Raw genomic sequence first — 25,817 nt, forward strand, 5'->3', positions numbered from 1 at the left:
TGGCAAGCGGGCGCTGCGGGCCTCAGCCGCCGTGAATCGGGATGGGTTTCAGGCCAGCTTTGCTGGATGTATTCGGCAATTTCATTGGACGAATGACGTCCGTGAGAACATGTTGTTGCAACAGATAACGGGCATAGGCAAGCGGCCGGGTATAAGTCAGGGTATGCATGCGTCGGTCGCCCGCTTCTGCGAATGAGGTGCGGCCTGGTTTGGAGTTGACTTCAATTAGCCAGAGTTGGCCCTCTGCATCTGCTCCGAAATCAAGCCCCAATTCGGCTAACCTGCCGAAACGGCTTTCCAGCAGGGTGGGGATAAGAGTAGCAGTCTGCCGGATGCTCTTCAGCAGATTTTCCGTGCGGATCGTTCCATATCGCTGGAGCAGATATGCGTGGGCAGGATATGCTTTACCCCCACCGTGAAGATTGGACGTGAGTGACCCTTCAGGTCCTTCCCGTACCATACATCCGGTTAGCGTCCAGCGACCTTGCCCATTCTTTTGCATTAGAGCCCGTATGTCGAATGCTCTTCCATGATGGCTAAGCTCCAGATATGGCTGCACGATCATCTTACGCTCAGCCTGATGTGATGCTAGCCAGGAAGATACAACCTGGGTATGGTTGAATGTAAGAAAAAAGGGTTCATTGTCCTTGTTACGCCCCTCCACGACCCATGTTGATGGAGTCGCTCCCTGAGACAGGCGAAAGGTATTTTTGCCATGAGTCCCGGATACCGGTTTGAAGAACAGTCCTTTGGGCCAACGGTCCAGCCATGTTTCCCAAGGAATATGCGATCCGATCCGGGTTGTGGGAGCAAGTTGAGACCTCAATTCAGGATTTCGGGACAACACACGATGTACCTCCCATTTTCCTGGAAGGGAAGCAGACCAATAACGGTGTTGATCTGTGCCGTTGGTTGGTATCCATTCCCTAAGCTGTTGTCTGACGTACCTGGAGATAGGGCGAAGACAACGATCCATAATGAGATCGACTGCAGGAACAGGTACCGAATTCCACTTCCCTTGATGATAGACATATCCCCATTGAAGAGGGAGATGGACTGCATCATTCGATATCGGAATCACAATAATCTGAAGGGCGTATCGCATACTCCCCAAACTGAGACGACGGCAGAAAAGTTCATCTGTAAAGGGAGGTGAGCCTTCGGTTGCACGTACCAGAATGGCCAGTATCTTGGTCTGAGATGATGGAAACATTACGCTGCACCTCTCCTCTATCAGATTTGTTTCCAATAGGGAATAACTTTTCAAAAACCCGCCAGGTACGTAGAGTATTCAAGCATGGCTTTGACGGAAGGGCGGATCTTGCTCTCACTCAGTGGTGTATTATCATTCTTGGATGGTTTGGAGTTGACTTCGAGCAGCCATACGCGCCCAGTGGTGTCCAGAGCCAAATCAATACCAAGTTCACCAAAATGAGCAGGGATGGCACTCTCGATCCCTTTTGCGATATCCAGTGCTGCGGTGTGCAATCCTGCATACGCGGAAGCTTTGGCTGATCCAGACAACTGTGTTTTGGCAACAGCATCCTTGACGGTGCTTAGACTTCCACCCCGTGCCAGATTGGATACGTAGTGACTCCCGCCTGCAATCCGGGCGACGATGGAGGTTACACTCCATTTACCTGTACGGTTTTTTTGCACGAGCGCACGGAAATCCACGGGTCTGCCACTGTTGTCAATGAGAGTCAGCCCTTGTTGGATCTGATAACGCGTTGTTTTCATTTTCCCAGACATACTGGCATACAGTTTATCCAGAGAAGTATACGTTTGTTTCCGGGTACCCCCGACGCCAGTCGCCAGAGTCAGGAAGCTTCCGTCTGTCTGACGTGAGACCCGGATGATCCCTTTGCCCAAAGAACCGCGTACGGGCTTCAGAAATACAACCGGATGTCGGTTGCACATCGTCTTGAGCATGGCGGACGTCTTGAGCAAATGAGACTCGGGAAGAACTCGTTTAAGCGTTGAAATGGACTTGAGTGCGTCAAACACTTCGTTTTTGTCCAGAAACTTTTCATTGAAGGTTTGCGTGCCGTAGAGCGATTTTACTTCTTTCATAAAATGCTGTACGCTAGGTTTGTTCTCAAGCTTGCGGGACGTTAGCCGGTTATTGACGACGTCTGCTACAGGCAGAACAGTCTTTTTCCAGCCGTCATCATACACCCAGCCTTTCATATAACCCGTTACCGCTCCAATATCCTCCGGTGTGAAAAAGGATACATAGGCGCCTTGCTTACGGCAGGCGTTCACCAGTTCTTGACAGAACATCGTGATGGAGCCAAAGGGCCGATCGGGCTGATCGGGATAATCCTGGCTAACCAGTACACTGATGTAGGGTCCAAGGCGAAGCGTACGGCTGGCTGAACGATAGGATACCCTCAGGACCGAACGTGGAACGAGACCGGTCTTGGTGGCAACTGTCTGATTGATGCGCAGCCCGTCATACCTTGGTACCGGAATAACAGTGACTTCGCGGCGGAAAGAGCCAAATTGCAGCTGAAGCGGCCTTCCTGAAGGGATTTTAAGCGCCTTAAGCACCCCTTCGCCCAGCATGATGACGTCGTCCTGCAGGATGCCCGAGCCGGTAACCTGAATCGTTACTTTTTTAGTGGACATCACGGATCTCCTTCCGGGCGGCAACTTGATGTCTGATCTCGAAGTTGAACGGCATCTGAACATGGCATGTGCTTCATCATATGAGGACATATAACCCTTGGTGATTGACCCATATGGATTAAATGCATTTGATTTAAGGCAGGTTATGGATGGCCTGTTTCAGATCGTCCTTGTTTGACAGGAGAGAAAAGCGTGTATTAACACGGATGAACAAACCAATCTGAGGAGGAATAATAGTGAACATTTATGACAAAGCCAATGATTTGGCCAAAGCACTGAGAGAAAGCAGCGAGGTGGAAGAGATTACTTCCGCGATGAAGCTGATTGAAGCTGATCCGGATGCAAAAGCAATGCTGGATAACTTCCGTGATCAACAAATGGAATTGCAACAACGTATGATGAGCGGGGATATGCCCGCTCCGGATGAGATGGAGAAAATGGAGAAACTGTTTGAAGTACTGAGCTTGAATCTGAACATCCGTCGCTTGTTTGATGCGGAGCGTCGCCTTAGTGTCATTATTGAAGACGTGAATAAAATTATTGCTGATAGTCTGGGTCATCTGTACGGTGGCGCTGAAGCGTAAAAAGGTAGTTCAAAAAGGTTGTCTTGTTTTTTTACCTGAACCTTCATATTAGCTCCTTATCGTTCATAGACTAGACATATAGAGTCGATCAAGAACGAAGGAGCTGTGAATGGTGAAGAGGTTGAAAAAAGCAAAACATGTGATCTATCTGCTTATTGCGTTGTCGATGCTGGTCATTGCACTGCCGCGGATTTCCTTTGCTGGAGGAATGGACTGGGTTAATATTTTTGGCATCGTATGGGTGCTGTTCTCTTTATTAATCGTTGGTGCACATCTGCATTTTATTCTCGGTGTGGATGAAGAGAAGAAGCGTGCACTGGAAGCCGTTCGCCGGGCGAAGCTGCGGCAGTGGGAGATGAAACTGCTGGACAAGCAGGAGCGGAGCGAGTCTGTATAAGGTGTGGAAATACATTCTGCACGTCAGGGCCAACAGCGTTGGTTCTGCCTCTGGAATAAGACCGGATTACCTTGCGCATAAGGGGTCCGGTCTTTTTGGTATATAACGGATTAGCGTACAACATGGAAGAGTGAACTCATTCGGTGCCATTCCCCTGAGAGCGGGATAGGATATGGGGTTATTTTCCTAAAGCCGTGTTATAATAGATACAGTATAGTACAGATGCATCTTCGGGGGTGGTACAGTTGGACGGACAGGAAGAGAACGTAACGAAGCATGAACAGTTACTTCAACATATTGAACAACTGAAGGTTGGCAGCAAAATATCAGTACGTGGACTTGCACGGGAGTTGGGTGTAAGTGAAGGGACAGCATATCGTGCGGTGAAAGAGGCGGAGAACTTCGGGCTGGTCGTGACCAAAGAACGAATTGGAACGGTGCGGATCGAGAAGAGACCTCGGGGCATGTCGGAACAGTTGACCTTTGCTGATGTTGTGACCATTGTGGAAGGCCATGTGCTGGGGGGGAACGAAGGTCTCGCCAAACCGCTGCACAAGTATGTGATTGGTGCGATGAAAGAACAGGCAATGGCCCGTTATATTGACGCTGGAAGCTTGCTGATTGTGGGTAACCGTGAAGATGCTCACTCGCTTGCCCTCGAACAAGGAGCGGGCGTGTTGATTACGGGTGGTTTTGGGACAAGTCGTGAAGTAAGAATTATGGCTGACGAGCTTGGGCTACCGATTATTTCATCCAGACATGATACATTCACGGTGGCTTCGATGATTAACCGTGCGATCTTCGACCGGCTGATTAAGAAAAAAATTATGCTTGTTGAGGATATCATTGGTCAGAAACCTCGCTTGCAGGTATTGAAGGTGACCAGTTCAGCCGCAGATTTTCATATGTTGGTTTCAGAGACGGGTGAACATCGCTTTCCAGTCGTGGATGAATGGAACCGGGTCATCGGCATTGTGAGTCTGAAGGATGTCAGTGAGCTGAAAGAAGATCAAAGTATTGAGAAATGCGTGGTACGCCGCCCGATTACGGCTTCATTGCAGACATCTCTTGCTTCTGCTGCCCAGATTATGACTTGGGAAGGAATCGATTTTCTGCCAATCGTGGATCGGAACCGCAAACTGATTGCGTCCGTCACACGCAAGGAAGTGCTTCAGGCCATGCGGGATGCACAGAAGCAGCCACAACTGGGAGAGACGTTTGATCATCTGATCTGGAACGGGTTTGCCGAGGAGCGCGGTGAACAGAACGAATTGTTATTTCACGGATTCATCATTCCTCAGATGGCAACGGATCTGGGTACGATCTCCGAAGGTGTTCTGTTGAATGTGATGACTCAGGCTGGCCGACGGGCAGCGTGGGATGTTACAGGGAACGACCATGTGGTGGATAATGTAACGACGTATTTTGTTCGACCGGTTCAGATTGAGGATCAGATCCTGGTTCGACCGTTAATTCTGGAAACCAGTCGTCGAACGTGCAAAATGGACATTGTGGTTACCCGTGAAGGCAGTGTGGTATGCAAAGCGGTAATGACATTGCAGTCGATTGACCATGCCTAGCAGGGTACGTTGCCTGGGCATAGACAAAGAGAGTACTCCCTGATCGAGAAGCTCTGCCGGGTTGCGCTGTCGCGCGGTTCTGGCTTCGCTTAATGAAGGGAAGTACTCTCTTTTTGCAGACAGAACGATAACACATCAACGAATCATGCAGATTGTCCGGAGGTTTTACCTGATCCATTACTGGACCGTTGTTGAAGCCTCGCATAATAACTGCGGTTACGTATTCCGGCAAATACATTATACGCACCCATAATCAGAAATAGCGCTTCCACAACCACAGATAAAGTGGAACCCGTGAAGACAAACATCAGGATCAGTGCAAGCACAACAAGCATGCCACCCATCCAGATATTTGTCCACGAACGGTACAGACCGGCGCTGGCAGCATCCGAACTTCTGTGTGAACGAATACTGTTCAAGGCTGCAAAAACCATGGTAACAGCAAAGATGGCGATTAGAGCATATTTGAGTACATCAATGAACACAAAGACGCAGCTCCTTTTCTGGAAAGCATTTACTGCCCTTATTGTACCATGCAGAGATGCAGACAAGGGCAGTTTTTTGCTGTTACGCAGGAACGTGCATGCGAATCTGTACCCAAACTTGCAGTACCCCTTCCATAACTAGCATCGTTTTGACCTGAACGGTGTACTCCTTTTCCCTGACCGAGTACACTTTCTGATTCAGCATGATTCTCGTCATTTTACTATACTCATCGATGTTGAATACATCTCTGCCCCGAAGTACCTCAAGTTCGTCTCCGAGCTTCTGTAACATCACTTTCAGAGAAGCCTCATCTGGCCCCTTATCCGATTCTTCTGCACGGACCTTGATTTCCTTGATAACGGTTTGGCGTTTACTGTATTTTTTCAGCGTTTTGATATCCTCCTCATTCTGATGCAGCTGAAGCTGCAGCTCCTGATTGTTCAGCCACAACGCATTGTAACTCAGGTGAAATACGCCGTTGTAGACGACACATCCAGCGATCATTCCCAGAACAAACACAGCGGTCATTCGCATCAGCGGGCGGTAACGGGAAAATGGCGGAATTCTCATGAACGCTGTTCCTGTCTCATATTAGCTCCGGCCTCCGCCGCACACCCATTTCACCAGCTCGGTTCCCATATGCGCGCCCATAAAAGCAGAGATTAAATACAGGATTTGTTTGACCGCCGGAGACAGGTTACCATCCAGGAAATTGCTCTCAATGACACGCATGGGATCTATTGTGCCGCCAACAGCGGCTGCGAGTGCCCATATCTTTATTTTCCCAGAAATATCGAGCATCGTCTGTGTCGGAGGCTGAAGAGAGATCACTGCTCCAATACCTCCGATCATCGCGCCGCCCAGCACGATTCCAAACGCAATAAAGAAATCAAGAATGGCTTTGGACAAAAATGTGCTCACTGGCAACACCCCTTTCAGACCTAGCAGCACACCTCCTGTCTTCGGTCTGTCACAGGGGGAGCGGCTTGTACTTCTATTGTATGGGCGTGCCCCCGAACGTTATGATAAAATAGAATAATAAAGTCTCCTTTTAAGAGGTTGTTACAAAATCTAATAAAGAGACTCCATTTTTTATTTATTTAATTCATATATATGAGATAGATAGGGTAGCAAACGGATCAGAAGATCCGATGCTGTGACTATCTGCGGCGAAAGGAAGAAAAAAACATGAGTTCTTTTGTGCATTTGCACGTTCACAGCGAATACAGTTTGCTGGACGGCGCTGCGCGTATTCCGGATCTCGTGAATAAGGCTGCAGATCTCGGAATGACGACACTTGCGCTGACCGACCATGGCGTGATGTATGGTGCAATTCCTTTTTATAAAGCATGTATGGAGCGAGGCATCAAGCCGATTATAGGGTGCGAGGCATACATGACAGCAGGGTCCCGCAAAGAGCGGGGAAGCCGCAAGGATCAACTGATTCATCACTTGATTTTGCTGGCCAAAAATATGACGGGTTACCGTAATTTGATGAAATTGTGCTCCATTGGACATCTTGAAGGCTTTCATTACAAACCCCGTGTAGATATGGAAAGTCTGGCTGCCCATCACGAGGGCATTATCTGTCTAAGTGCGTGTCTGGGTGGTGAAGTACCACAACATTTGCTGCATGGAAGAGAAGAAGAGGCGAGACGTGCGGCGTTACGCTACAAAAATATCTTTGGTGACGACTTCTATCTGGAACTTCAGGATCACGGGCTTTCCGAGCAAAAAAGGGTAAATCCGCAGTTGATCAAACTGGCTGCTGAGCTGGAGATCCCGCTTGTAGCGACCAATGATGCGCATTACCTGTCGGAAGAGGATGCTGAGCTTCAGGATGTGCTGATCTGTATCGGAACGGGCAAGACGGTGGATGATGAGAATCGGCTCCGAATTGGAACCAATCAGCTCTATCTGAAAAGTGAAGAAGAGATGGCTCGTTTGTTTCCTCATGTACCGGAAGCTCTGGAAAATACCGTTCGCATTGCGGATTCCTGTGAGTTGAAGCTGGAATTCGGCAAATCAATTTTGCCGGAATACAGACCGCTTCCTGATGGACTCAGCCCTTCGGCGTATCTTCGTCAGCTGTGCGAAGAAGGAATGGAGGAGCGTTATGCGCAGTCCACGCGTTGGACAGATGCGGAGCTTCGATCCGAACTCGAACAACGATTGGCGTATGAGCTGGGTATAATCGACAGCATGGGATTCTCGGATTATTTCCTGATTGTTTGGGATTTTATCGCCTATGCGCATAAACAAGGCATTGTTACTGGACCGGGCCGGGGCTCCTCGGCAGGTAGTCTGGTAGCGTACACTTTGCATATTACCGATGTTGATCCGATGAAATATAATCTGCTCTTCGAACGATTCCTGAATCCCGAGCGGATCTCCATGCCGGATATAGATATTGACTTCAGCGATGAGCGGCGGGATGAGGTCATTGATTATGTCGCGCATAAATATGGCAAAGCCCATGTCGCCCAGATTATTACGTTTGGAACGATGGCTGCTCGGGCGGCCGTGCGTGATGTTGGACGTGCACTGAATGTGCCTTACGGCGAAGTGGACAAGGCTGCAAAGCTGATTCCAGCGCAGCTCGGCATTAACATCGAGCGGGCCATGGAAGCTACACCTGAACTGAAGGCGCTGTATGAAACCAAGCCTAAGACACGTGAGCTGCTGGATATGGCCATGAAGGTCGAAGGTATGCCACGTCATGCTTCGACGCATGCAGCGGGAGTGGTTATCTCCCGTGACCCGCTGACCGATGCGGTGCCACTTCAGGAGGGCAGTGAAGGGACAGCGTTAACCCAGTATTCCATGGAAAACCTGGAGTCGATTGGGCTGCTTAAGATGGACTTTCTTGGTTTGCGTACCCTCTCAATCATTGAGCGGTGTGTACGCTGGATTGGGGAACATGGAGAAATTCCGGACTGCCGTCTTATTCCCGATGATGATCCGTTAACGTACGAGATGCTTGGGCGAGGGGACACGATGGGCATATTCCAACTGGAATCTGCCGGGGTACGCCGTGTGCTGAAAGAGATGAAGCCAAGTAGTTTTGAAGATGTAATCTCTGTACTTGCCTTGTACCGTCCGGGTCCGATGGAGTTCATATCCAAATACATTCAGGGCAAGCATGGACAGATTGAAGTGGATTACCCCCATGTGGATCTCGAGCCTATCCTGAAAGATACGTATGGCATCATCGTGTATCAGGAACAGATCATGCAGATAGCCTCCCGGATGGCGGGTTTCTCGCTGGGTGAGGCAGATTTGCTCCGCAGAGCGGTCTCCAAGAAGAAACGCGAAGTGCTGGATCTGGAGCGTGGACACTTTGTACAAGGTAGCCTGAAACAAGGGTATAGCGAAGAAGAGGCAGACCTGGTCTATGATATGATCGTCAAGTTTGCCAACTATGGCTTTCCGCGTGCTCATGCCGCAGCATATGGTGTGCTTGCGTTCCAGACGGCGTATCTGAAGGCGCATTATCCGGTTCATTTTATGGCATCCATGTTAACAGCTGTAATGGGCAGTCATCGGAAAGTGGCAGAGTACGTAGTGGAATGTCGGCGTATGGACATGGAGGTGCTTCCGCCGGATGTGAATGAGAGCGGTATTCTGTTTACACCTGTATTTGTGCCGTCCGGCAGCGCAGGAGCCGGGGATCAGAGCAGCGCATCGCAGCAGACTGCGGGAGCAGATGCCAAGAGTGACGCCGGAAGCTCTTCCCAAGAACATGCCGCGAATGGTAACGGGAGTTCCTTCAGGGAAGATCGCGTTCATGAGCATAATGGGCATTCGGAACAAGCAGAATATGGTGAAGCACCCCTGCCGGATGATCCCGGTCCTGGACCCGATGAGGACAGTGGTGGATATGATTGGCAGGCAGCGACAACCATGCCTGAGGCATCCGACAACCGGAAGGAACCGGGATTGGTGGCGGCTTCTTCATTGGAAAATGGTAATGACGAAGGACAAGAAGCGTCTTCCTCTCACGAGGAGCATGGGGAACTGTCCTCTGCGGAGAAGAACGTTGCAGTGTCTAATGATAGTCCGGATGAGGAAAAATTAACGGGTGCAATACGATTTGGTCTGGCCGCTGTGAAAAATGTCGGTACCCAGGCAATGGAAAGCATTATGATCGTAAGGCAGGAGAGACCGTTCGACAGTTTGCTCGATTTTTGTCGTCGTGTGGATCTGCGTGTATGCAACAAACGTGTGATTGAATCGCTGATCCAGGCTGGAGCTTTTGACACATTACCTGGGCATCGGGCCCAATTGCTGGCGATGCTGGATGAGACTGTTGAAGCAGCGTTGAAATGGCGCAAGGAACGTGAGGATCTGCAGATTCAATTGTTCGACTTTGTTGAGACGCCAAACTGGGAGATTGAATATCCGGAAATTCCTCCTTATTCCTCAGGGCAGCAACTGGAGCTAGAGCGAGAGTTGTTAGGTTTGTATCTCTCTGGGCATCCGCTGGATGACTATGAAGATGTGCTGGAATCGAGTGGGGCTGACCGGATCATGGAGCTGACCGAGGCTGCAGACGACACGATGACCGTCGCTGCGGGTATGGTTGTGTCCGTGAAGTCGATTACGACGAAACAGGGCAAAGCTATGGCGTTCATGGAGCTGGAAGACCAGATTGAACGCTGTGAAGTGGTTCTCTTTCCCGAGGTATGGCGGCGTAGCCAGCAGCATGTCGGGAAAGGTGAACTGCTCGTCGTGCGTGCCAAAGTGCAGCAGCAGGACGAAGGGTTTAAGCTGCTGGCTGAGGAAGTGGTGCCGTTGTCACCGGCGGCACTGGAGCAGCAGCTGCGCAGCCGCGACCGGCGCGTCAAGCCCGGCAGCGGCAGCTCTTCGCGCCCGGCGCAGGCGGCTTCGCCGCGGCGGCCAGCGGGTGCAGGAGCCGAAGCGCAGCGCAGCAGCGCAGGCGGGGATGCTTCCGGTGCGCGTAGCAGCGGGAGCCAAGGCTCGGCAGCGACGCGCAGCGGTGCAGCGGGCGCAGCCACGGCGGCGGCTTCCCGCCCTGGCGGTGCCGCTGAGGCGGCAGGCAGCCCGGCGCAGAGCCGCGAACCGCGGGCTGTGGAGCAGCGGGTGTTCGTGAAGATTGCCCCGCATGCGGAGAAGCCTGAGCTTCTGGCACGTCTGAAGCAGCTGCTTCAGGAGCATCCCGGACCTGTGGCGACAGTGCTCTTCTATGAGCAGCAGCAGAAGCTGCTTGCGCTGAGTGATGCCTACCGGATTAAGCCATCACCAACCTTGTTCTCCGATATGGAGAAAATGCTGGGTGAAGGTACGGTCAAGATTAAATAAAAGACTGTCCCGTGTAATTGATGGTTCTTATTCCATAAAAAAAACCTGTTTAGCTCAATGCTGAACAGGTTTTTTTTGATTATTTTAGTGCGAGCGCGGTTCACTGACGACAGGGTTTAAACAAACAAATTACAGACTTTTTATAGGCCAGCTACAGACCAGAGCGGAATGTACAATCCTGCAACATGTCCAGGGTGCGACTGGTCTTAACCATCCGCACATTTTATGAACATTTTAACAGGTTGCTGCATACACTTGAGAACACCGAAGGACCTCGCGGTCCTCGGGGGATTGATGCGGGAGGTCGAGATATGTCATATGAAATCGTAGAAGCCATGCTGGCCCGGCGGGGTGTACGGATTGATGCAATCGCAGCAATTGTATACCGTCTGCAAAAAGGGTACCACCCCGAACTGACCTTGGACGACTGTGTAACCAGCGTGAAATCCGTTCTCCAGAAACGAGAGGTGCAATATACGCTCTATACGGGTATTGCTCTCGACGAACTTGCGGAGAAAAAGCTCTTGCCCCAACCGTTACAGGCTATTATGGAAGCGGATGAATCCCTGTATGGAGTGGACGAGACTCTGGCCCTCGGCATTACTCATGTGTATGGTATGATTGGTTTAACCAGCTTTGGTTACCTGGATAAAGAAAAAATAGGTGTAATTCATGATTTGAACGAACACACAACAGCCATTCATGTCTTTTTGGATGATCTGGTCGCAGGGGTGGCCGCTGCGGCTTCTGCCCGGATTGCTCACAAAAATATTAAAGCCAAAAAATACCCCTCAGACCTTTAACCCCCTGTATTTCCATGCTTGTCTGTTATGATCAATCTAATGGCTCATATGAAGGTCTTCAAGGGCGGCTGACGCTGCCCTGATAAGCTTGCGGCTGCTTATGGAAGAGGTATGAACAAGAAGATTTCGTCAACCATATGAGTTATTCGTGGGGGACTAATGTCCCTCATGATCCCAAATTCTCCCCAAAGGTCCCGAACCCTTTCTTGCAGAAAAAAAGTGAGGTATGTTATCATTAGTCCAATATACGGGCTCTGAACATTAGCTTAGGGGGCGGACAAGGCATGTGGACGGTGATTTACATTGCACCGACAGCAAAGGTTGCGGACAAGATCAAGACCAAGCTTTCGGAAGAAGGTTTTCTGGTACAGACCCGTCCCATCAGTTTATCCAAGCAGCAATTTGAGATTCGCGTCCCTTCTGGGGAATTGGAAGAGGTCCAGGAAGTGCTGAATTCCATTTTGCATTCCTGATTTGTTCGACATCAACGTGCCTTGGCAGATGAAGAAGTACCATCGGTACATAAGGGACTAATCGCGTAAGCGGAGAGAGGAATCGACTTGCATGTATTGTATGCTGCTGTCCTTCCTTCTTTTTTTGTTAGGACAAGGACCGACCTGGTTGCTCCCGGAGACCCTACCAAGATAGATTCAAACATCGGCGCAACAATCTTTCGGTTTTTGCAGGTAACATCAATCGTGCTGACAGAAGCCGGTGATCCTTGCCCTGTACCGGCGGATTTTTTTGTTGTGAATGCTGGACAAGGCCCATGGCAGCGTGTGGGTCGTAAGCGGTTTACCGTAGCACGCGGATGAAGCTGCCACAAGCAGCGATCTGCAGGTTGCGGCCATCAAATCAACGGCTGGAGAGGTGTAGTTGTGTTCAAAGATATATTCCAGAAGAAACGGAAGTACGCTACCATACCTTCCGAGCGTGCACTTCCCGGCGAAGGCCAGGAAGTCCTAGAACGCCCAAAACGTGAAATACCTGAAGGGCTTATGAACAAGTGCAGCAAATGCGGCACGATTCAATATAGCAAGGAATTGGAGAAAAATCTGAAAGTATGTCCTGCCTGCGGTTACCATATGCGTCTTAACGCTATGGAGCGCATTGCTATGGTACTTGATGATCAAGGATTTGTTGAATTTGATGCTGATATGATATCGGTTGATCCACTTGGCTTTCCTGGATATAGCAACAAACTGGAACAACAGCGCCTGAAATCAGGTCTTAAGGAAGCTGTAATTACGGGGGAAGGAACCATTGATGGCCTGCCTGTAGTTGTGGCTGTCATGAGCTTTGATTTCTTCACAGGCAGCATGGGTTCTGTTGTAGGGGAGAAAATTACCCGTGCCATTGAGCATGCCACAGAAAAACGGTTACCATTGATTATTTTTTCAACATCAGGTGGTGCCCGGATGCAAGAGAGTATTCTCAGTCTCATGCAAATGGCCAAAACAAGCGCAGCTTTATCCCGTTTGGATGAACAGGGCGGGCTGTACATTTCGGTCATTACGGACCCAACGACAGGTGGAGTCTCGGCAAGTTTTGCGAGCCTGGGCGATATTAATATTGCCGAACCTGGCGCTGTATTTGGTTTTGCCGGCAGAATCGTTATCGAACAGACCATCCGTCAGAAGTTACCTGATGATTTCCAAACGGCTGAATTTAATATGCAACATGGTCAGTTGGACATGGTTGTGCACCGGAAAGAGCTTCGGGCCACTCTTGGCAAGCTTCTGGATATGCATAGTGAAAAAGGAGGGGTCTAAATGGCGGGTGAGTTGCCATATGAAGCGCCTCTGGTTGAGATGCGCAAAAAGATTGATGAACTCGTACAGTTTGGACAGGAAAAAGGGATCGACTTCACGGACGAGATTGCCCGCCTGGAAGAACGTTACCATAGACTTGAAGAAGAGATCTACACTGGCATAACAGCAGCTCAGAAGATGCATCTGGCCCGTCATCAGCAGCGCCCAACGGCGCTGGACCTGATCCAGCTGATATTTACGGACTTCATTGAGCTGCACGGTGATCGCATGTTCGGAGACGATCTTGCGGTTGTTGGCGGACTTGCCAAGTTGAATGGAAAGACAGTAACGGTAATCGGACAACAGCGGGGGAAAGACACGAAGGATAATATCGCCCGCTTTTTCGGTAGCGCTCATCCAGAAGGTTTCCGAAAAGGACTGCGTCTGATGAAACAAGCGAACAAATTTGGCCGTCCTATTATTACGTTTATTGATACTAAAGGGGCGTATCCGGGTAATACTGCAGAAGAGAGAGGTCAATCGGAAGCGATTGCTCGCAACCTGATGGAAATGGCGAAGCTATCGGTTCCTGTTATTGTTGTGGTCATCGGCGAAGGTGGAAGCGGCGGTGCCCTCGCTATGGCTGTGGGTAATCGTGTGTTGATGCTGGAACATGCGATCTATTCTGCAATCTCTCCGAACGGCGCTGCTTCTATTCTCTGGAAGGATGCATCCAAGGCAGATCAGGCGGCTGAAGCAATGAAAATAACAGCCAAAGACCTGCTGGAGATGGAAGTCATTGAAGAGATTGTCCCTGAGCCACGCGGCGGTGCTCATCGGGATTATGAAGCGTCTGCTGCTTTCATCAGTGAAGCTTTGGTCCGTCATCTCGACGATATGAAGGGTTGGAGCGGGGATCAACTGAAACAGGATCGTTATGAGAAATTCCGTAAAATTGGATCGGTCACGTTTGAACCTCAAGCATCCATTGAAACCCCTCAAGAGCTTGTAGAAGTCGATGTTGCGAGTAATTTGTCGGGAAATGCTGAATAATGTGACGAATTTCCTATACAAATGAGCAAAAGTATAGTAAATTTAATAGTTGGAAAAAGAAAAATAGATAAAGAGTAATACCTTTAAAATCGGAGGAAACCCAAAATGCGTAAAACGAAAATTGTATGTACCATTGGTCCATCCAGTGAATCTCTGGAGAATACCAAAAAATTGATTATGGCCGGTATGAATGTGGCCCGTCTGAACTTCTCCCACGGTGATTTCGATGAGCACGGCGGACGGATCATTGCGATTCGCCAAGCATGCGAAGAGTTGAACAAAACAGTAGCGATTCTGCTGGACACCAAAGGACCGGAAATTCGGACAGGTAAACTCGAAGTTGAACCAATCGAATTGGTTCAAGACGAGTACATCACTTTGACAACAGAAGAAATTCTGGGCACCAAAGAACGTCTTTCCATTACGTATACAGATCTTCCGAATGATGTTGAACCGGGATCTACAATTCTGATCGACGACGGTCTGATCGGACTGACTGTGGTGGAAGTGCAAGGCACCGAGATCAAATGCCGTATCGTTAACGGCGGATCGATCAAAAGCAAAAAAGGTGTTAACGTTCCGGGCGTTGCTATTTCTCTGCCGGGTATCACCGAAAAAGACGCTAACGATATCGTATTTGGTATCGAACAAGGTGTCGATTTCATCGCGGCTTCTTTTGTACGTAAAGCAAGTGACGTACTTGAGATTCGTGAATTGCTTGAAAAACACAATGCTGGACATATCCAAATCATCTCCAAAATCGAAAACCAACAAGGTGTCGATAACCTCGACGAAATCCTTGAAGTGTCTGACGGCCTGATGGTTGCTCGTGGAGACCTGGGTGTTGAGATTCCTGCGGAAGAAGTACCATTGGTACAAAAACGCATGATCCAAAAATGTAACGTTGCAGGTAAACCGGTTATCACAGCAACACAAATGCTGGATTCCATGCAGCGTAACCCGCGTCCAACACGTGCGGAAGCAAGTGACGTTGCGAATGCGATCTTCGACGGTACGGACGCAATCATGTTGTCCGGTGAGACAGCTGCGGGTAAATACCCGGTTGAATCTGTTCTGACTATGTCCCGTATTGCTGAAAAAGCAGAATCTGCTCTGCCTTACCAAGAGTTGTACCTGAAACAACGTGTTGCTCAACAAACAACAGTTACAGAAGCAATCAGCCAATCGGTTGCTCTCCAAGCTCAAGATTTGAACGCAAAAGCGATCATCACTTCGACTGAATCAGGACACACTGCACGCATGATTTCCAAGTATCGTCCAGAATCTCCGATTATCGCTGTGACAACGGAAGACAGAACTTCCCGTCGTTTGGCTCTGGCTTGGGGTGTAACTCCTGTCAAAGGAAGACTGGTTGATTCCACGGATGCTTTGTTCGAAAACGCAATTGAAGGCGGCGTAAAATCCGGACTTGTTAAAGAAGGAGACCTGGTTGTGATCACAGCAGGTGTACCTTTGGGTCGTTCCGGTTCTACCAACCTGATTAAAGTAAGCCAAATTCCAAACAACGCTTAATAGCGTCTTGGATGGAGAAGCAACAGGAAAGAAGCAATGGGGCGTTCTTGTCCCGTTGCTTTTTTTCCATCTTATTGACACTTTACAACCATTTAACACGTATGAATGATATAACGAAGGAGGCCGATAACGTGCGAGAACAGAGCAATGGCAGCTGGTATGCGGCACGTCTTCGTGTACGCTATCAAGAAAGTGACCAGATGGGCGTGGTCTACCACGCGAACTATTTGAATTGGTTTGAAATCGGTCGAACTGAGATGATTCGCCAAATGGGGTATACATATCGTAAAATAGAGGAACAGGGGTTACTGCTTCCCGTAACCGGACTGGATGTGAAGTATCACAAGCCTGCCCGATATGATGATGAGATTATCATTTTCACCCGTATTGCTGCATTTAGTGGTCTGCGACTGAATTATGAGTATGACGTAAGACGCATGTCTGAAGAATCTGATGAGCATATGGCGATTGGAGAACGGGTATGGTCAACTGATGAATCGCTCCCTGGAGAACGGCTAGTTACAGGTTCTACCCAGCATGTGTGGGTAAATGGAGACTGGAAGCCAGTTCGGCTGGATAAGGCAGCCTCTGAGCTATACAGCGCGCTTGAAAAGGTGTGGCTTTTGGGAAAGGGGTAATACGTCAATGCGAAAATGGATGTGGGCTTTACTCTTAATCATTCCGGTGATTGAATTATTTGGTTTTATTCTGATGAGTGACTGGTTCGGAGCCGGAAAGACATTGCTTCTCATGATTCTCACGTCCTTGATTGGTATAGCAATGTTGCAGTTTGAAGGGCGAAAAGTACTTGTGGACGCCAAATCCGAGATGGAGCGTGGCAAGGTACCTGGCAGAAAAATGGTCGATGGTCTTTTTATTTTTGTCGGTGGTTTCTTGCTCTTGATTCCAGGTTTTGTAACGGATCTGATCGGGTTTACACTGATATTTCCATTAACACGTCCGGTTTACCGTCTGTTCTTCCTGGGATGGCTGGAGAAAAAAATGAAAAGTGGAAAAATTACGTTTTATCGTCGTCCGAAATGAAACACCAGTTGTTATGCATAATGGAAAAAGGCTCCGCTCACCAGATGATTTCTGTTGAACGAAGCCTTTTCTATTTTCCTGGGTGCTCATAAGATGATGCCTCATCGGACACGTCCGTTGATGATATACGTTCTGAGGTCGCGTAATACGTTAGCCCGATTGAACGCATCAAGAATCACGAGACTGACAGGGCCAATGATCAAGCCCAGAACACCAAACAACTTCAAACCTACAAACATGCCAACCAGCGTGGCAAGTGGGTCGAGCCCTACACTGCTTGCAAGTACCTTCGGTTCAATAATCTGACGGGCGATCAGTAAGATCAGATAGATAATACTAATGCCAATACCCAGATACAGATCCCCATTCATAAAGAGGTACGCTGCCCAAGGCACCATGATAAGGCCAACACCCAGATAAGGAAGCAGATCGACCAAACCAATCATCAGAGCAATGGTGAAGGCTGAATTAACTTGCAATATAAGTAGTCCAATCATAACGAATAGTGCTGTAATCGAGATCATGATCAATTGTGCTCTTGCGTATCCAAACAGTGCCTTCTTAAGGTCGGTCCATATGTCGGATATCGGCTTGCGAATGGAAGAGGGGACCCATCCCGATACGGTGATGTTGTGCCTGGTCCAGCTTTTGCTAATGAAGAATGTAGACAATAGAACAACGATTAATACCGCGCCCATGTTAGGCAGGGAAGTCAGCAGACTCAGAATCATGTTGAAAAATCCGGTGACCAGATCTGTGACGGCTGTACCCACCGTTTCAGTTGTTTTACTAATATTGCTGTTGATGGTTTCCTGGTAGTTGGGATTTTCCTTGTAAAATTCATTGATCTGCGCAGTCAAACTTTGAATGGTGTCATTCTGGGTCCAGCGCACAAACGTGTCCTTGATCTCATCAACATGAAGATCAAAGCTTGTCGTAAGTGAAATGACTTCTTTTACCATGCGGGTAATCGCCGCAGACAGCACCACCGCAATGGCTCCAAAATAAAGGATCAGTGAAAGAGTTACAGCCAGCCAGCGCGGGAATCGTGCTCGATGCTGAAGCAGTTTCACTAAAGGATTCATGGCATAGGCGATAATCCAGGCAATCGCAAAAGGGTACAAAAGCGGGAACAGCAAGTATATGGCAACGGCGATCAGAACGGCCGCAATGATAACCCATAAGCCCCGGAGCAGGCGTTTCATTATTATTCTATCCAAGCATCAACTCTCCTTAGTTCAATTAAGCCGACCTATGTATGATCCATGAAGCAGTATTAAAAATAGATGGCTATCTTAATTAATATAGAGCATTTACAAGGTTTTGAAACGCCGGGATGTTACCAGATCTTGTTCAAAAGCGGACTTTTGAACAAGATCTACGAGGATTCTTTCTTTTGCCTAGAGTATGCCTTAGTATTACAGAATATAGCAATAGAAAGTTCTTCATACGACAGGATTGGTTAAAAAACATTAAATGTCAACCTTGTTTTTGTAAAGGCTTTCAAAAATGCTTTATCAGTCCGATAAAGAAGTATGGCCTTGAAACCCTTATGTATCAAGGCTTTCTATACCACAACACCCACGATCCACCCACAAACCCTAAAATATGTCCCCAATTAGAGCGTCTAATTTGTCCGCAGCATCAAGTTTTCTAGCTTGCGTCACGTGTAGGTAGACTCTTTCTGTCACTCTGTCATCTTCGTGCCCCAACATATCTTGAATGGTCGGCAGATCCACTTTTGCTTCGGCCATTAAGGATGTGAATGTATGTCTCAATAGATGGGGCGTTATGCTTTCGGGCAAATCAGCTTTCTCCAAAATATCAGACATAATCCCTCTGATCGTACTCATCGGCATTGGGTATCCAAGATATTGGTGTTCGTTAAAAAAAATGAAGTTGTGGTCATCAAACCATTTCCCGTGCTGGCGCAATAATGATTGCTTATATTCCAATTGCTCTTTAAGAATATTTACAACGCTTTGGCTAATCGTTATTTTCCTTACGGACGACGGTGTTTTAGGTGGTCCTATCTCATAATTTTTTAGGGAGTTAGGGATGTACAAAGTTTTTGTTATTGAAAGTGTTTTGCCGAATTCTGAAAAATCGCTCAATTTCAAGGCGCATAGCTCCCCAATCCGGACGCCGGTATAGGCCAAAACAAAAAAAATACGAAATGCTTGTTTGCTTGAAGCGGTTAGAGAGGTTTTTAAAAAATGAATCAACTCATCTTTTTCTAAATAACGAGGAATATCATTGTCCAACTCAACTTCTTCGACAGTTTTTTTATATTTAGGCACTTTCACATGGAGGACAACATTTTTCCTTACAAGATCATGCTTCATAGCTCTCTCGAAGATCATCTTTAAAGTAACATACAAGCTAACCAGAGAACTCCTCGCATACCCATCTTCTTTTAGATTGTCAAAAACGTCTTGGAGATAAAATGCGGTGAACTCTTGGATATACATTGATCCAAACATGTCATCCGCTAAATTGATCATGCTTTTACGAGTAGCAACAGTACTTTTCCCGACACCGCTTTTTGAATACTCTTCAATCCATTCCGCAGCCCAGTATCTGAATGTTATTTTTGATTTATCTATAAGCATGCCGTACATTAGTTCAGCGTCAATTCGGATTGATTCATTAAATGCATCATCATACGAATCAAATGCAGGCGTTTCTTTCTGTATCCTTTTCCCAGTGATGGGGTCCTTCATGTCATAACGATAGGTGAATTTGCCTGATTTTGTTTCTCGGATATTAACCTTTTTCTTTTTTGCCATGTTGATCACCTCAAAAAATCAGTTGTCTTCTTTGTCCAATGAACGTTCCATCAATATATTGAACATTTTTACTTCCTCTGGAGGCAGGGATAAAATTAGTTCGATTGCTCTTTTTTGATCTTCTGTAATTTCTTTATTATGTATTTCTAATTCGGCACCAAACATAGGAAGATCAAACAATAAATCGTCGATTGTTATATCCAACACCCTAGCTATCAGGTCGACTTTCCCCATTCTAGGTTCATTTCTGCCTGATTCCCAATATCCAATCGTCACACCTGAAACTCCGATTCGTTCACCTAATTCCTCTTTGGTGAGCCCTCTTTTTTCGCGGTACCTCTTAAGATTCTCTGCAAAAGATATTTTCTTCACGTCGATTCTCCTCTTTTGAAATTATGTATTCATCCTATCATTAAAATTCTAATATTTCCACAATAAATCTAACTTATACTTAAAAAAAACAAAATTATGCTTGAAGTCTAACTTTAAGTTTGGTATATTGAATTCACCGGAGGGGGTGACCAACCATGGTGAGGCGAACACTCAGGGAATGGAGAGCCTACAGAAAGTATACAAAGTCAGCAATGGCGGCGAAATTAGGCATTCATAACAGCACTTATAAACGAATCGAAGACTATCCTGAGAAAACCACGTTCGAGGAAGCTGTTAAACTTGCTGAGGCTCTCGAATGTCAAATTAGTGAGATCATTTTTTTTGAGGGAAATCCTAACTTTATGTTAGGTGAAGTTCTTCAGGTCTAACATTACTCGTAATTGAAAGGGGTGAGTACATTGTCATCCGAACTAATGACGATCAAAGATTGCATGTCTCACTTTAAAGCAAGCAGAGCAACAATAATGCGTCGTCTTTCCTCTGGAGAACTAAAAAGTTTTAAATTCGGAGGAAAACGACTGATAAAACGCGAGTGGGTAGCGCAGTTCGAAGAAATGAATAGAGAGGTGGATTTCGATGTATCAACAAGATAGAAAAGACTTGATGACAGTAAGTGGTGTTCGAGGGTTCATTGATGAAAAGGGAATTGCGCAGCTTAATCTCGAAGATGCCGCAAGAGGGCTTGGTTTTACGGACACGTCAAAAGGAGTTGAATACGTAAAGTGGGATCGCGTTCGCCAATACCTGAACGACTTGAGGTTTTCGACAGAAGTGTCGAAGGAATCGTTCATACCTGAAAATATTTTCTATAGATTAGCTATGAAAGCAAAGAACGCTGCAGCGGAAGATTTTCAAATGAAAGTGGCTGATGAAATACTGCCAGAGATACGGCGGACAGGCAGTTATAATGCCAACAAATATCCGGCAATAAGTCAGGAGCTTCAATCAATTATTATGTTGGATATACGAACGCAGGAATTCGACCAACGCCTTCATCGTATCGAAAACAACACAACAATTGAACATGGTCAACTTCTCTCCCTTCAATCAACGTCTCATAAAGTCGTAACTGAATTGCTCGGGGGAAGAAACTCAGAGGCATACCGAAACAAGGGATTACGCAGCAGGGTATACAAGGCGCTGTGGAGGGATTACAAAGGTTACTTCAACATTAACTCCTATCACAACACTCTAATTAAGAGTTTTGACAGAGCGTTAGAACATATTGAATCTTGGAAGCTCCCCGGTCAGCTACAACGCGAAATCGAAGAGGCTAATCGCCAAATGTCATTTTAAGAAAGGGTGAACAGAATGGAAGAAGTGATTGAGCAAAACGCATTGTCGTGGATTTTCCCTGGAGCGGTTCCACTCCAACAGCTCCAGCATTTTCGTGAGAGGTTGGTAGAAAGCTTTATCCATGCTGACGAAGATTATCTCGAATTTTACGGAACGCAAGCTCATGCGATTATGCGAATGGATTGGCCAAACGAAAACAAATTTCAATACCTTCAAGTGCTTGATGATGTGTACACAGAATTGGCAGATAAGGCGGGGCGCTTATGACACTCGAGAGATTGTATGAACGGATGGAGATTCGCAAGCGGATCGTTGAACTGGAAAGGTTGAAGGCAAAGGCTCAACCCGGTACAGGCGATTGGTTTGATGAAGATATTGAGTTTTTGAACTATAAATTACAACTCCGGGAGGGACAAGCATGAACCAGAATACAAAGGATCGTCAGCGCCGGGCGCTACGTGCACAGCTTCTTCAGACATATAAACAACTGGCGGACGCAGTTGATGTCCATAAACAAGCCGACTTCCGACTCAAGTCGCTCAGACTTCAGAAATTGTTGAAAGCAGTGGATAATCCGGTGGATGATCGAGAGTATTTGACTCAAGGCATGACAGTAGGGCACTGCATGAATTGCGAAGTTCCGATTTCGAGGTATAACATCCAAGCGGTTAAACGTAAGAAGATAATGTTTTGTTGTGAAGGATGCAAGGAACATTATGACGAGCTTTGTGGACATAAAAAAGCGGCTACGTCTAGAGAACGCAACCGCCATTCAAACCACTTCTTTAATTCAATTAACGTAATTATACCAACTACTCAGCGGCAAATCAAGTTGGGGTAAGGGAGGCGGAGCACATGACAGATTTCAGGCCATACCCTAAATCGCAACAGTTAAAGAGTAAGCGAGTCAAACTGACCCAGAAGCAGAAGGGTGACATTATCGACGCGGTGGACAAGCAAGTGAAAGAACGTTCACGGGGCATATGCGAATCCTGCGGAGATAAGCGGGCGATTGACCGCGCTCATCTTACGGGGCGTACCCATATAGATCATCGGACTCAGGTTTACGATCTGGCCCACCTTTGCAAAGAGTGTCACGTGATGTTTGATGGAACAATAGAAGGCATACGGATGCGGCGTTTACTCGCTGCGATAATCAATCACGCTTTGGAACTTCCGGGAAATTCCCGGAACTACAAGGAAACGGACGGAAGTGTTTTCGATGGCTGAGAAGCGAATGATTTCAAAAGTAATTTCCATAAGCGAAAAAGTGAACGAATTGCCAGATATCTTTGACATGTTGCTTTTCACTTGGATGATCCCACATACAGACGACTTCGGTCGTCTTGCCGGGACTCCAGCAAAGGTACTTGCGTTGGTTGTTCCGATGTTGGACAAGACCAAAGCCGATGTCAACGAGTCACTGGAGCATTTACAGGCGGCAGGATTGATTAAATGGTACGAGAGCGAAGGGCAAAAAGTGGTGCAGATCGAGAATTTCGAGGCCCACCAGTCCGGTTTACACAAGAGAACACGCTCTAAATTCCCTGATCCACCTGATGATTATTCCGAGAGATTCCCGGAAGTTCCCGGAGTTTCTGAGCAGTTCCGAAATATTCCCCTAGAACTGAATAGAACTGAAGAGAACAGAACTGAACTGAAGAGAACAGAAGAGAAGAGAAACGAAGAGAACAGAACAGAAAAGATCTTAGATGCTGGTCGTGGTCTTGATGATGTTAATCTTTTTAGATTATTTGAATCCGAGGGATTTGGAACACTCAGTTCATTGATATCAGACCAAATAACATGTTTGGAAAGAGATTACGGAAATCGGTGGGTCGCAGAAGCTATGAAAGCCGCTGTTCTCTCTGGTAAACGTACAGTTAGATATGTCGGAGGCATCTTAAAGAATTGGAAAGCTAATGGGATTGATGAACCTTGGAAACAGGAGAATTCGCCTGCGGCAGGCAGAGGACGAAACGGAAAACCCAAAATTGATGTGGTCTCAGCAAGTCCTAATCCGGACGAGCCGGGACTATCGGAAGAAGAGTTTGAAGAAATGATGCGTTTTGCAGCTGAACAGCAAGCAAGTAAAAAACAGGAGGTTCCACAATGACACTTCAAGGCAATCGTGGGATGGGATTTGAAGCAATCATAACTTTTTCAAACGATAGATACGACAAATTAGGACTGGCCGTGGTAAACAAGCGGCCTACTCCGGTCAAGGTGGTCAGAGTGGCTGGATCTACAGTGGTTGAAGGGTATTACGAAGAACCTTCCACCGTTGACTATGACGGGATCTTGAAAACGGGACGAGGAATTGCTTTCGAGGCAAAGTCGATAACAAGTCTGGATCGGTTCCAGCTCAAGAATCTTAAGGACCATCAAGTCGAGTACTTGTTGAAAGCTCACAAGATGAACGGAGTATCGTTCCTGCTGGTAGAGTTTCGGAAGCAACATAAGACATATTTACTGCCATACACGGTCCTGAGGTTCTTCTGGGACGCTTACAAACGTAAACAAGGGTCAAGTATTCACATCTCGGACTTCGACGTTCACGCCTACGAGGTTCCAAGCAAGCGGGTACCCGTAGATTACCTTCGGGCAGTAGAACGTCACTGGAAGGCGTCAGGGTCATGATTATCACATGTTATAAGTGTACATCGGACATGTTGGAGATCCGGACGGACTTGTATCGGTGCCCATTTTGCGGATTCGAAGCACGTCAGTTATCAATGACTCGTGAAATCACTCAAGACGATATCAAGGCAGCAGCCAAGAACGATATCAGCAAAGGGCACCTGATCGAACGGGTGAGACGATATAACTGGCCTATCGAAGAGGCGGTAACAGATCCGGTACGGAAACATGAGAAACACGGAAAATGGCCGGAGATCGCCGGACAGAACGACATTCCAAAGGCGACATATTACGCCAGGGTAAAAAGCGGATGGGGTCACGAAAGAGCGGCTACGGAAAAAGTAGACCGCAAGAAAGCATCAAGAACACGGCGGAAGAGTGGTGTTACTACATGAACGGAACAGGCTGGAAGCAATACAGGGATATAGCAGAAGCCAATAACGTTGGATATAAAGTATTTCAGCATAGGGTGTACTCTGGTATGTCACCGATAAAAGCCGCTACTCTACCAACGGAACCTAAAACTAAGAGGGTTGACTTGTCCTACTTGGAAGGTCGGGTGGAGAAAGTTGAAGGGCCTATGAGCAGGGTTGAGGCGTTAGAACAAATTGATATTCAAACCTTCAAGCACTGCGACTCGTGTGACGTTAGAATCCAGATGAATAAGCGTAACGGCACCAACTCATCTCGGCTAGAGAAAATTTGCATAAGCGAATGTCCGGTAGGGCAACAAATCCAAAACCTGAGCCAGTACCTTACAGTTGGTCCTAGAAAATCAATCAAGGGGTGACGGATATGAGTTACGAACATCGCGTTATCACACCCAAGCAATATGCGGATGCGGCAGCTAATGGAATTCGAAATCGAGTTTTAGAGGATAGAGTTAGAAAACTTGGATGGTCCATGAAAGACGCAATCAGCAAGCCGATCAAGGAACGGCAGAAACACGGAGATTGGCCGGAAATAGCTGAATCAAACGGGATCAGTAAGGCGGATTACTACCGCAGGGTAGCGACATTGGGTTGGGACATGAAAAAAGCCGCTACTGAGCCGATGAGGAACAAAACGAATCTTAAACGTGATGAGCTGAAATGGGTGGATTTAAAAGAGATTGCGGCATCTAACAACGTATCATACAGCACATTCATGCGGAGGTTATCCGAGGGTGAAAGTCCGAAACAGGCGGTATCTCGTCCACCATTAAGCCGCAGGGAGCATATGAAACGTCAGTTGGAATCAGGAAAAATCAAATATGCAATTAAGGGATAACAGAGGAAGGGAATACCACACAAAGGAGTGGATAAACGTGTACCGGATCGACATATACAACCGCGCCGGCAAAGTAACGGAAAGCGTGAACCACGAATACGGCATGCTTAGTTGCATGAAAAAGGCGTTGGATCTACTGACCCTGCCGGCAAACATGGCAGTAGAGATATACAAGGATGACAAATGGATCAAAGGATTCAAAAAGTAGGGTTTAGGCCCACCAAAGGAGAGATAACACACATGCCA

General features: G+C 47.3%; 33 protein-coding genes. 25 read left to right on the forward strand and 8 right to left on the reverse strand.

Features of this window, described 5'->3' with window-relative positions:
- Window positions 1–22: 22 nt before the first annotated feature.
- On the reverse strand, window positions 23–1,213 hold the full coding sequence (locus ACETMN_RS09715; RefSeq protein WP_091014587.1) for a YheC/YheD family protein: 1,191 nt from the start codon (window positions 1,211–1,213) through the stop codon (window positions 23–25).
- 50 nt (window positions 1,214–1,263) lie between these two features.
- The gene (locus ACETMN_RS09720) at window positions 1,264–2,631 is read right to left on the reverse strand and encodes a YheC/YheD family protein (RefSeq protein WP_091014585.1); all 1,368 of its coding nucleotides are present in this window, start codon (window positions 2,629–2,631) and stop codon (window positions 1,264–1,266) included.
- Window positions 2,632–2,867: 236 nt separating this feature from the next.
- Here ACETMN_RS09720 and ACETMN_RS09725 point away from each other — a divergent pair, with 236 nt between their 5' ends.
- The 3 genes from ACETMN_RS09725 (at window position 2,868) to ACETMN_RS09735 (ending at window position 5,192) form a co-directional block, all read left to right on the forward strand.
- Window positions 2,868–3,215, forward strand: a complete 348-nt coding sequence (locus tag ACETMN_RS09725) for a YlbF family regulator (protein ID WP_036609862.1) — start codon at window positions 2,868–2,870, stop codon at window positions 3,213–3,215.
- A 112-nt stretch (window positions 3,216–3,327) separates the two neighbouring features.
- The gene (locus ACETMN_RS09730; RefSeq protein ID WP_085981456.1) at window positions 3,328–3,612 is read left to right on the forward strand and encodes a hypothetical protein; all 285 of its coding nucleotides are present in this window, start codon (window positions 3,328–3,330) and stop codon (window positions 3,610–3,612) included.
- A 245-nt stretch (window positions 3,613–3,857) separates the two neighbouring features.
- Window positions 3,858–5,192 carry a DRTGG domain-containing protein gene (locus ACETMN_RS09735; RefSeq protein ID WP_091014583.1) on the forward strand — a complete coding sequence of 445 codons (1,335 nt, stop codon included), beginning with the start codon at window positions 3,858–3,860 and terminating at the stop codon, window positions 5,190–5,192.
- A 143-nt stretch (window positions 5,193–5,335) separates the two neighbouring features.
- Here ACETMN_RS09735 and ACETMN_RS09740 read toward each other — a convergent pair whose 3' ends face one another.
- The 3 genes from ACETMN_RS09740 to ACETMN_RS09750 all read right to left on the reverse strand — a co-directional run bounded on the left by ACETMN_RS09740 (window position 5,336) and on the right by ACETMN_RS09750 (window position 6,599).
- Window positions 5,336–5,677: a YtpI family protein gene (locus tag ACETMN_RS09740; RefSeq protein WP_091014581.1), complete on the reverse strand. Its 342-nt coding sequence runs from the start codon at window positions 5,675–5,677 to the stop codon at window positions 5,336–5,338.
- An 82-nt stretch (window positions 5,678–5,759) separates the two neighbouring features.
- Complete coding sequence (locus ACETMN_RS09745) at window positions 5,760–6,248, reverse strand: hypothetical protein (protein ID WP_017689500.1); 489 nt, start codon at window positions 6,246–6,248, stop codon at window positions 5,760–5,762.
- Between the two features lie 21 nt (window positions 6,249–6,269).
- On the reverse strand, window positions 6,270–6,599 hold the full coding sequence (locus ACETMN_RS09750) for a YtrH family sporulation protein (protein ID WP_026081169.1): 330 nt from the start codon (window positions 6,597–6,599) through the stop codon (window positions 6,270–6,272).
- Between the two features lie 267 nt (window positions 6,600–6,866).
- Between ACETMN_RS09750 and ACETMN_RS09755 the strand changes: the two genes are divergently transcribed.
- From ACETMN_RS09755 to ACETMN_RS09795, 9 genes are all read left to right on the forward strand, one after another.
- Window positions 6,867–11,000, forward strand: coding sequence for a DNA polymerase III subunit alpha (locus tag ACETMN_RS09755; RefSeq protein WP_411736058.1), 4,134 nt, complete (start codon window positions 6,867–6,869; stop codon window positions 10,998–11,000).
- 311 nt (window positions 11,001–11,311) lie between these two features.
- Entirely contained in the window at window positions 11,312–11,803 is a 492-nt protein-coding gene (locus tag ACETMN_RS09760) for a phosphatidylglycerophosphatase A (RefSeq protein WP_036609851.1), read from the forward strand.
- Window positions 11,804–12,087: 284 nt separating this feature from the next.
- Window positions 12,088–12,276, forward strand: a complete 189-nt coding sequence (locus ACETMN_RS09765) for a hypothetical protein (protein WP_017689496.1) — start codon at window positions 12,088–12,090, stop codon at window positions 12,274–12,276.
- Window positions 12,277–12,483: 207 nt separating this feature from the next.
- Entirely contained in the window at window positions 12,484–12,618 is a 135-nt protein-coding gene (locus tag ACETMN_RS09770; protein ID WP_258170212.1) for a hypothetical protein, read from the forward strand.
- Between the two features lie 63 nt (window positions 12,619–12,681).
- Window positions 12,682–13,575: an acetyl-CoA carboxylase, carboxyltransferase subunit beta gene (gene accD, locus ACETMN_RS09775; protein WP_036609844.1), complete on the forward strand. Its 894-nt coding sequence runs from the start codon at window positions 12,682–12,684 to the stop codon at window positions 13,573–13,575.
- A complete protein-coding gene (locus tag ACETMN_RS09780; RefSeq protein WP_210107639.1) occupies window positions 13,576–14,607 on the forward strand; it encodes an acetyl-CoA carboxylase carboxyltransferase subunit alpha in 1,032 nt (343 codons plus the stop codon).
- A 105-nt stretch (window positions 14,608–14,712) separates the two neighbouring features.
- Entirely contained in the window at window positions 14,713–16,140 is a 1,428-nt protein-coding gene (pyk, locus tag ACETMN_RS09785) for a pyruvate kinase (RefSeq protein WP_017689492.1), read from the forward strand.
- Window positions 16,141–16,241: 101 nt separating this feature from the next.
- The gene (locus tag ACETMN_RS09790) at window positions 16,242–16,778 is read left to right on the forward strand and encodes an acyl-CoA thioesterase (protein WP_091016122.1); all 537 of its coding nucleotides are present in this window, start codon (window positions 16,242–16,244) and stop codon (window positions 16,776–16,778) included.
- A gap of 7 nt (window positions 16,779–16,785) precedes the next feature.
- Window positions 16,786–17,184 carry an FxsA family protein gene (locus ACETMN_RS09795; protein ID WP_091014578.1) on the forward strand — a complete coding sequence of 133 codons (399 nt, stop codon included), beginning with the start codon at window positions 16,786–16,788 and terminating at the stop codon, window positions 17,182–17,184.
- 101 nt (window positions 17,185–17,285) lie between these two features.
- Here the strand turns inward: ACETMN_RS09795 and ytvI are convergent, their stop codons facing one another.
- The 3 genes from ytvI to ACETMN_RS09810 form a co-directional block, all read right to left on the reverse strand.
- Window positions 17,286–18,404, reverse strand: coding sequence for a sporulation integral membrane protein YtvI (gene ytvI, locus ACETMN_RS09800; protein ID WP_036609832.1), 1,119 nt, complete (start codon window positions 18,402–18,404; stop codon window positions 17,286–17,288).
- 381 nt (window positions 18,405–18,785) lie between these two features.
- On the reverse strand, window positions 18,786–19,973 hold the full coding sequence (locus ACETMN_RS09805; protein WP_405131859.1) for a tyrosine-type recombinase/integrase: 1,188 nt from the start codon (window positions 19,971–19,973) through the stop codon (window positions 18,786–18,788).
- A gap of 18 nt (window positions 19,974–19,991) precedes the next feature.
- The gene (locus ACETMN_RS09810) at window positions 19,992–20,345 is read right to left on the reverse strand and encodes a helix-turn-helix transcriptional regulator (protein WP_167433577.1); all 354 of its coding nucleotides are present in this window, start codon (window positions 20,343–20,345) and stop codon (window positions 19,992–19,994) included.
- 155 nt (window positions 20,346–20,500) lie between these two features.
- Between ACETMN_RS09810 and ACETMN_RS09815 the strand changes: the two genes are divergently transcribed.
- The 13 genes from ACETMN_RS09815 (at window position 20,501) to ACETMN_RS09875 (ending at window position 25,779) form a co-directional block, all read left to right on the forward strand.
- Window positions 20,501–20,734, forward strand: a complete 234-nt coding sequence (locus tag ACETMN_RS09815; RefSeq protein ID WP_405131860.1) for a helix-turn-helix transcriptional regulator — start codon at window positions 20,501–20,503, stop codon at window positions 20,732–20,734.
- Window positions 20,735–20,779: 45 nt separating this feature from the next.
- Window positions 20,780–20,959, forward strand: coding sequence for a helix-turn-helix domain-containing protein (locus ACETMN_RS09820; RefSeq protein ID WP_405132413.1), 180 nt, complete (start codon window positions 20,780–20,782; stop codon window positions 20,957–20,959).
- Window positions 20,943–21,662, forward strand: a complete 720-nt coding sequence (locus ACETMN_RS09825; RefSeq protein ID WP_411736059.1) for an ORF6C domain-containing protein — start codon at window positions 20,943–20,945, stop codon at window positions 21,660–21,662. The genes ACETMN_RS09820 and ACETMN_RS09825 overlap by 17 nt, the downstream gene beginning before the upstream one ends.
- Before the next feature lie 15 nt (window positions 21,663–21,677).
- The gene (locus ACETMN_RS09830; protein WP_411736060.1) at window positions 21,678–21,929 is read left to right on the forward strand and encodes a hypothetical protein; all 252 of its coding nucleotides are present in this window, start codon (window positions 21,678–21,680) and stop codon (window positions 21,927–21,929) included.
- Window positions 21,926–22,084, forward strand: a complete 159-nt coding sequence (locus tag ACETMN_RS09835) for a hypothetical protein (RefSeq protein WP_411736061.1) — start codon at window positions 21,926–21,928, stop codon at window positions 22,082–22,084. Before ACETMN_RS09830 ends, ACETMN_RS09835 begins: the two co-directional genes overlap by 4 nt.
- Window positions 22,081–22,503: a hypothetical protein gene (locus ACETMN_RS09840; protein ID WP_411736062.1), complete on the forward strand. Its 423-nt coding sequence runs from the start codon at window positions 22,081–22,083 to the stop codon at window positions 22,501–22,503. Before ACETMN_RS09835 ends, ACETMN_RS09840 begins: the two co-directional genes overlap by 4 nt.
- 14 nt (window positions 22,504–22,517) lie before the next feature.
- A complete protein-coding gene (locus ACETMN_RS09845; RefSeq protein WP_411736063.1) occupies window positions 22,518–22,892 on the forward strand; it encodes a hypothetical protein in 375 nt (124 codons plus the stop codon).
- Window positions 22,885–23,778, forward strand: a complete 894-nt coding sequence (locus ACETMN_RS09850; RefSeq protein ID WP_411736064.1) for a DnaD domain-containing protein — start codon at window positions 22,885–22,887, stop codon at window positions 23,776–23,778. The genes ACETMN_RS09845 and ACETMN_RS09850 overlap by 8 nt, the downstream gene beginning before the upstream one ends.
- Window positions 23,775–24,302 carry a Holliday junction resolvase RecU gene (locus tag ACETMN_RS09855; protein WP_411736065.1) on the forward strand — a complete coding sequence of 176 codons (528 nt, stop codon included), beginning with the start codon at window positions 23,775–23,777 and terminating at the stop codon, window positions 24,300–24,302. The genes ACETMN_RS09850 and ACETMN_RS09855 overlap by 4 nt, the downstream gene beginning before the upstream one ends.
- Window positions 24,299–24,697, forward strand: a complete 399-nt coding sequence (locus tag ACETMN_RS09860) for a hypothetical protein (protein WP_411736066.1) — start codon at window positions 24,299–24,301, stop codon at window positions 24,695–24,697. Before ACETMN_RS09855 ends, ACETMN_RS09860 begins: the two co-directional genes overlap by 4 nt.
- Window positions 24,698–24,882: 185 nt before the next feature.
- Window positions 24,883–25,092 carry a zinc-finger domain-containing protein gene (locus ACETMN_RS09865; RefSeq protein WP_411736409.1) on the forward strand — a complete coding sequence of 70 codons (210 nt, stop codon included), beginning with the start codon at window positions 24,883–24,885 and terminating at the stop codon, window positions 25,090–25,092.
- 5 nt (window positions 25,093–25,097) lie between these two features.
- The gene (locus tag ACETMN_RS09870; protein ID WP_411736067.1) at window positions 25,098–25,571 is read left to right on the forward strand and encodes a hypothetical protein; all 474 of its coding nucleotides are present in this window, start codon (window positions 25,098–25,100) and stop codon (window positions 25,569–25,571) included.
- Window positions 25,572–25,608: 37 nt separating this feature from the next.
- The gene (locus ACETMN_RS09875) at window positions 25,609–25,779 is read left to right on the forward strand and encodes a hypothetical protein (protein ID WP_411736068.1); all 171 of its coding nucleotides are present in this window, start codon (window positions 25,609–25,611) and stop codon (window positions 25,777–25,779) included.
- Window positions 25,780–25,817: the final 38 nt, after the last annotated feature.

Source organism: Paenibacillus sp. M2, assembly GCF_046713495.1.
In the GTDB taxonomy this organism is placed as follows: Bacteria; Bacillota; Bacilli; order Paenibacillales; family Paenibacillaceae; genus Paenibacillus; species Paenibacillus amylolyticus_B.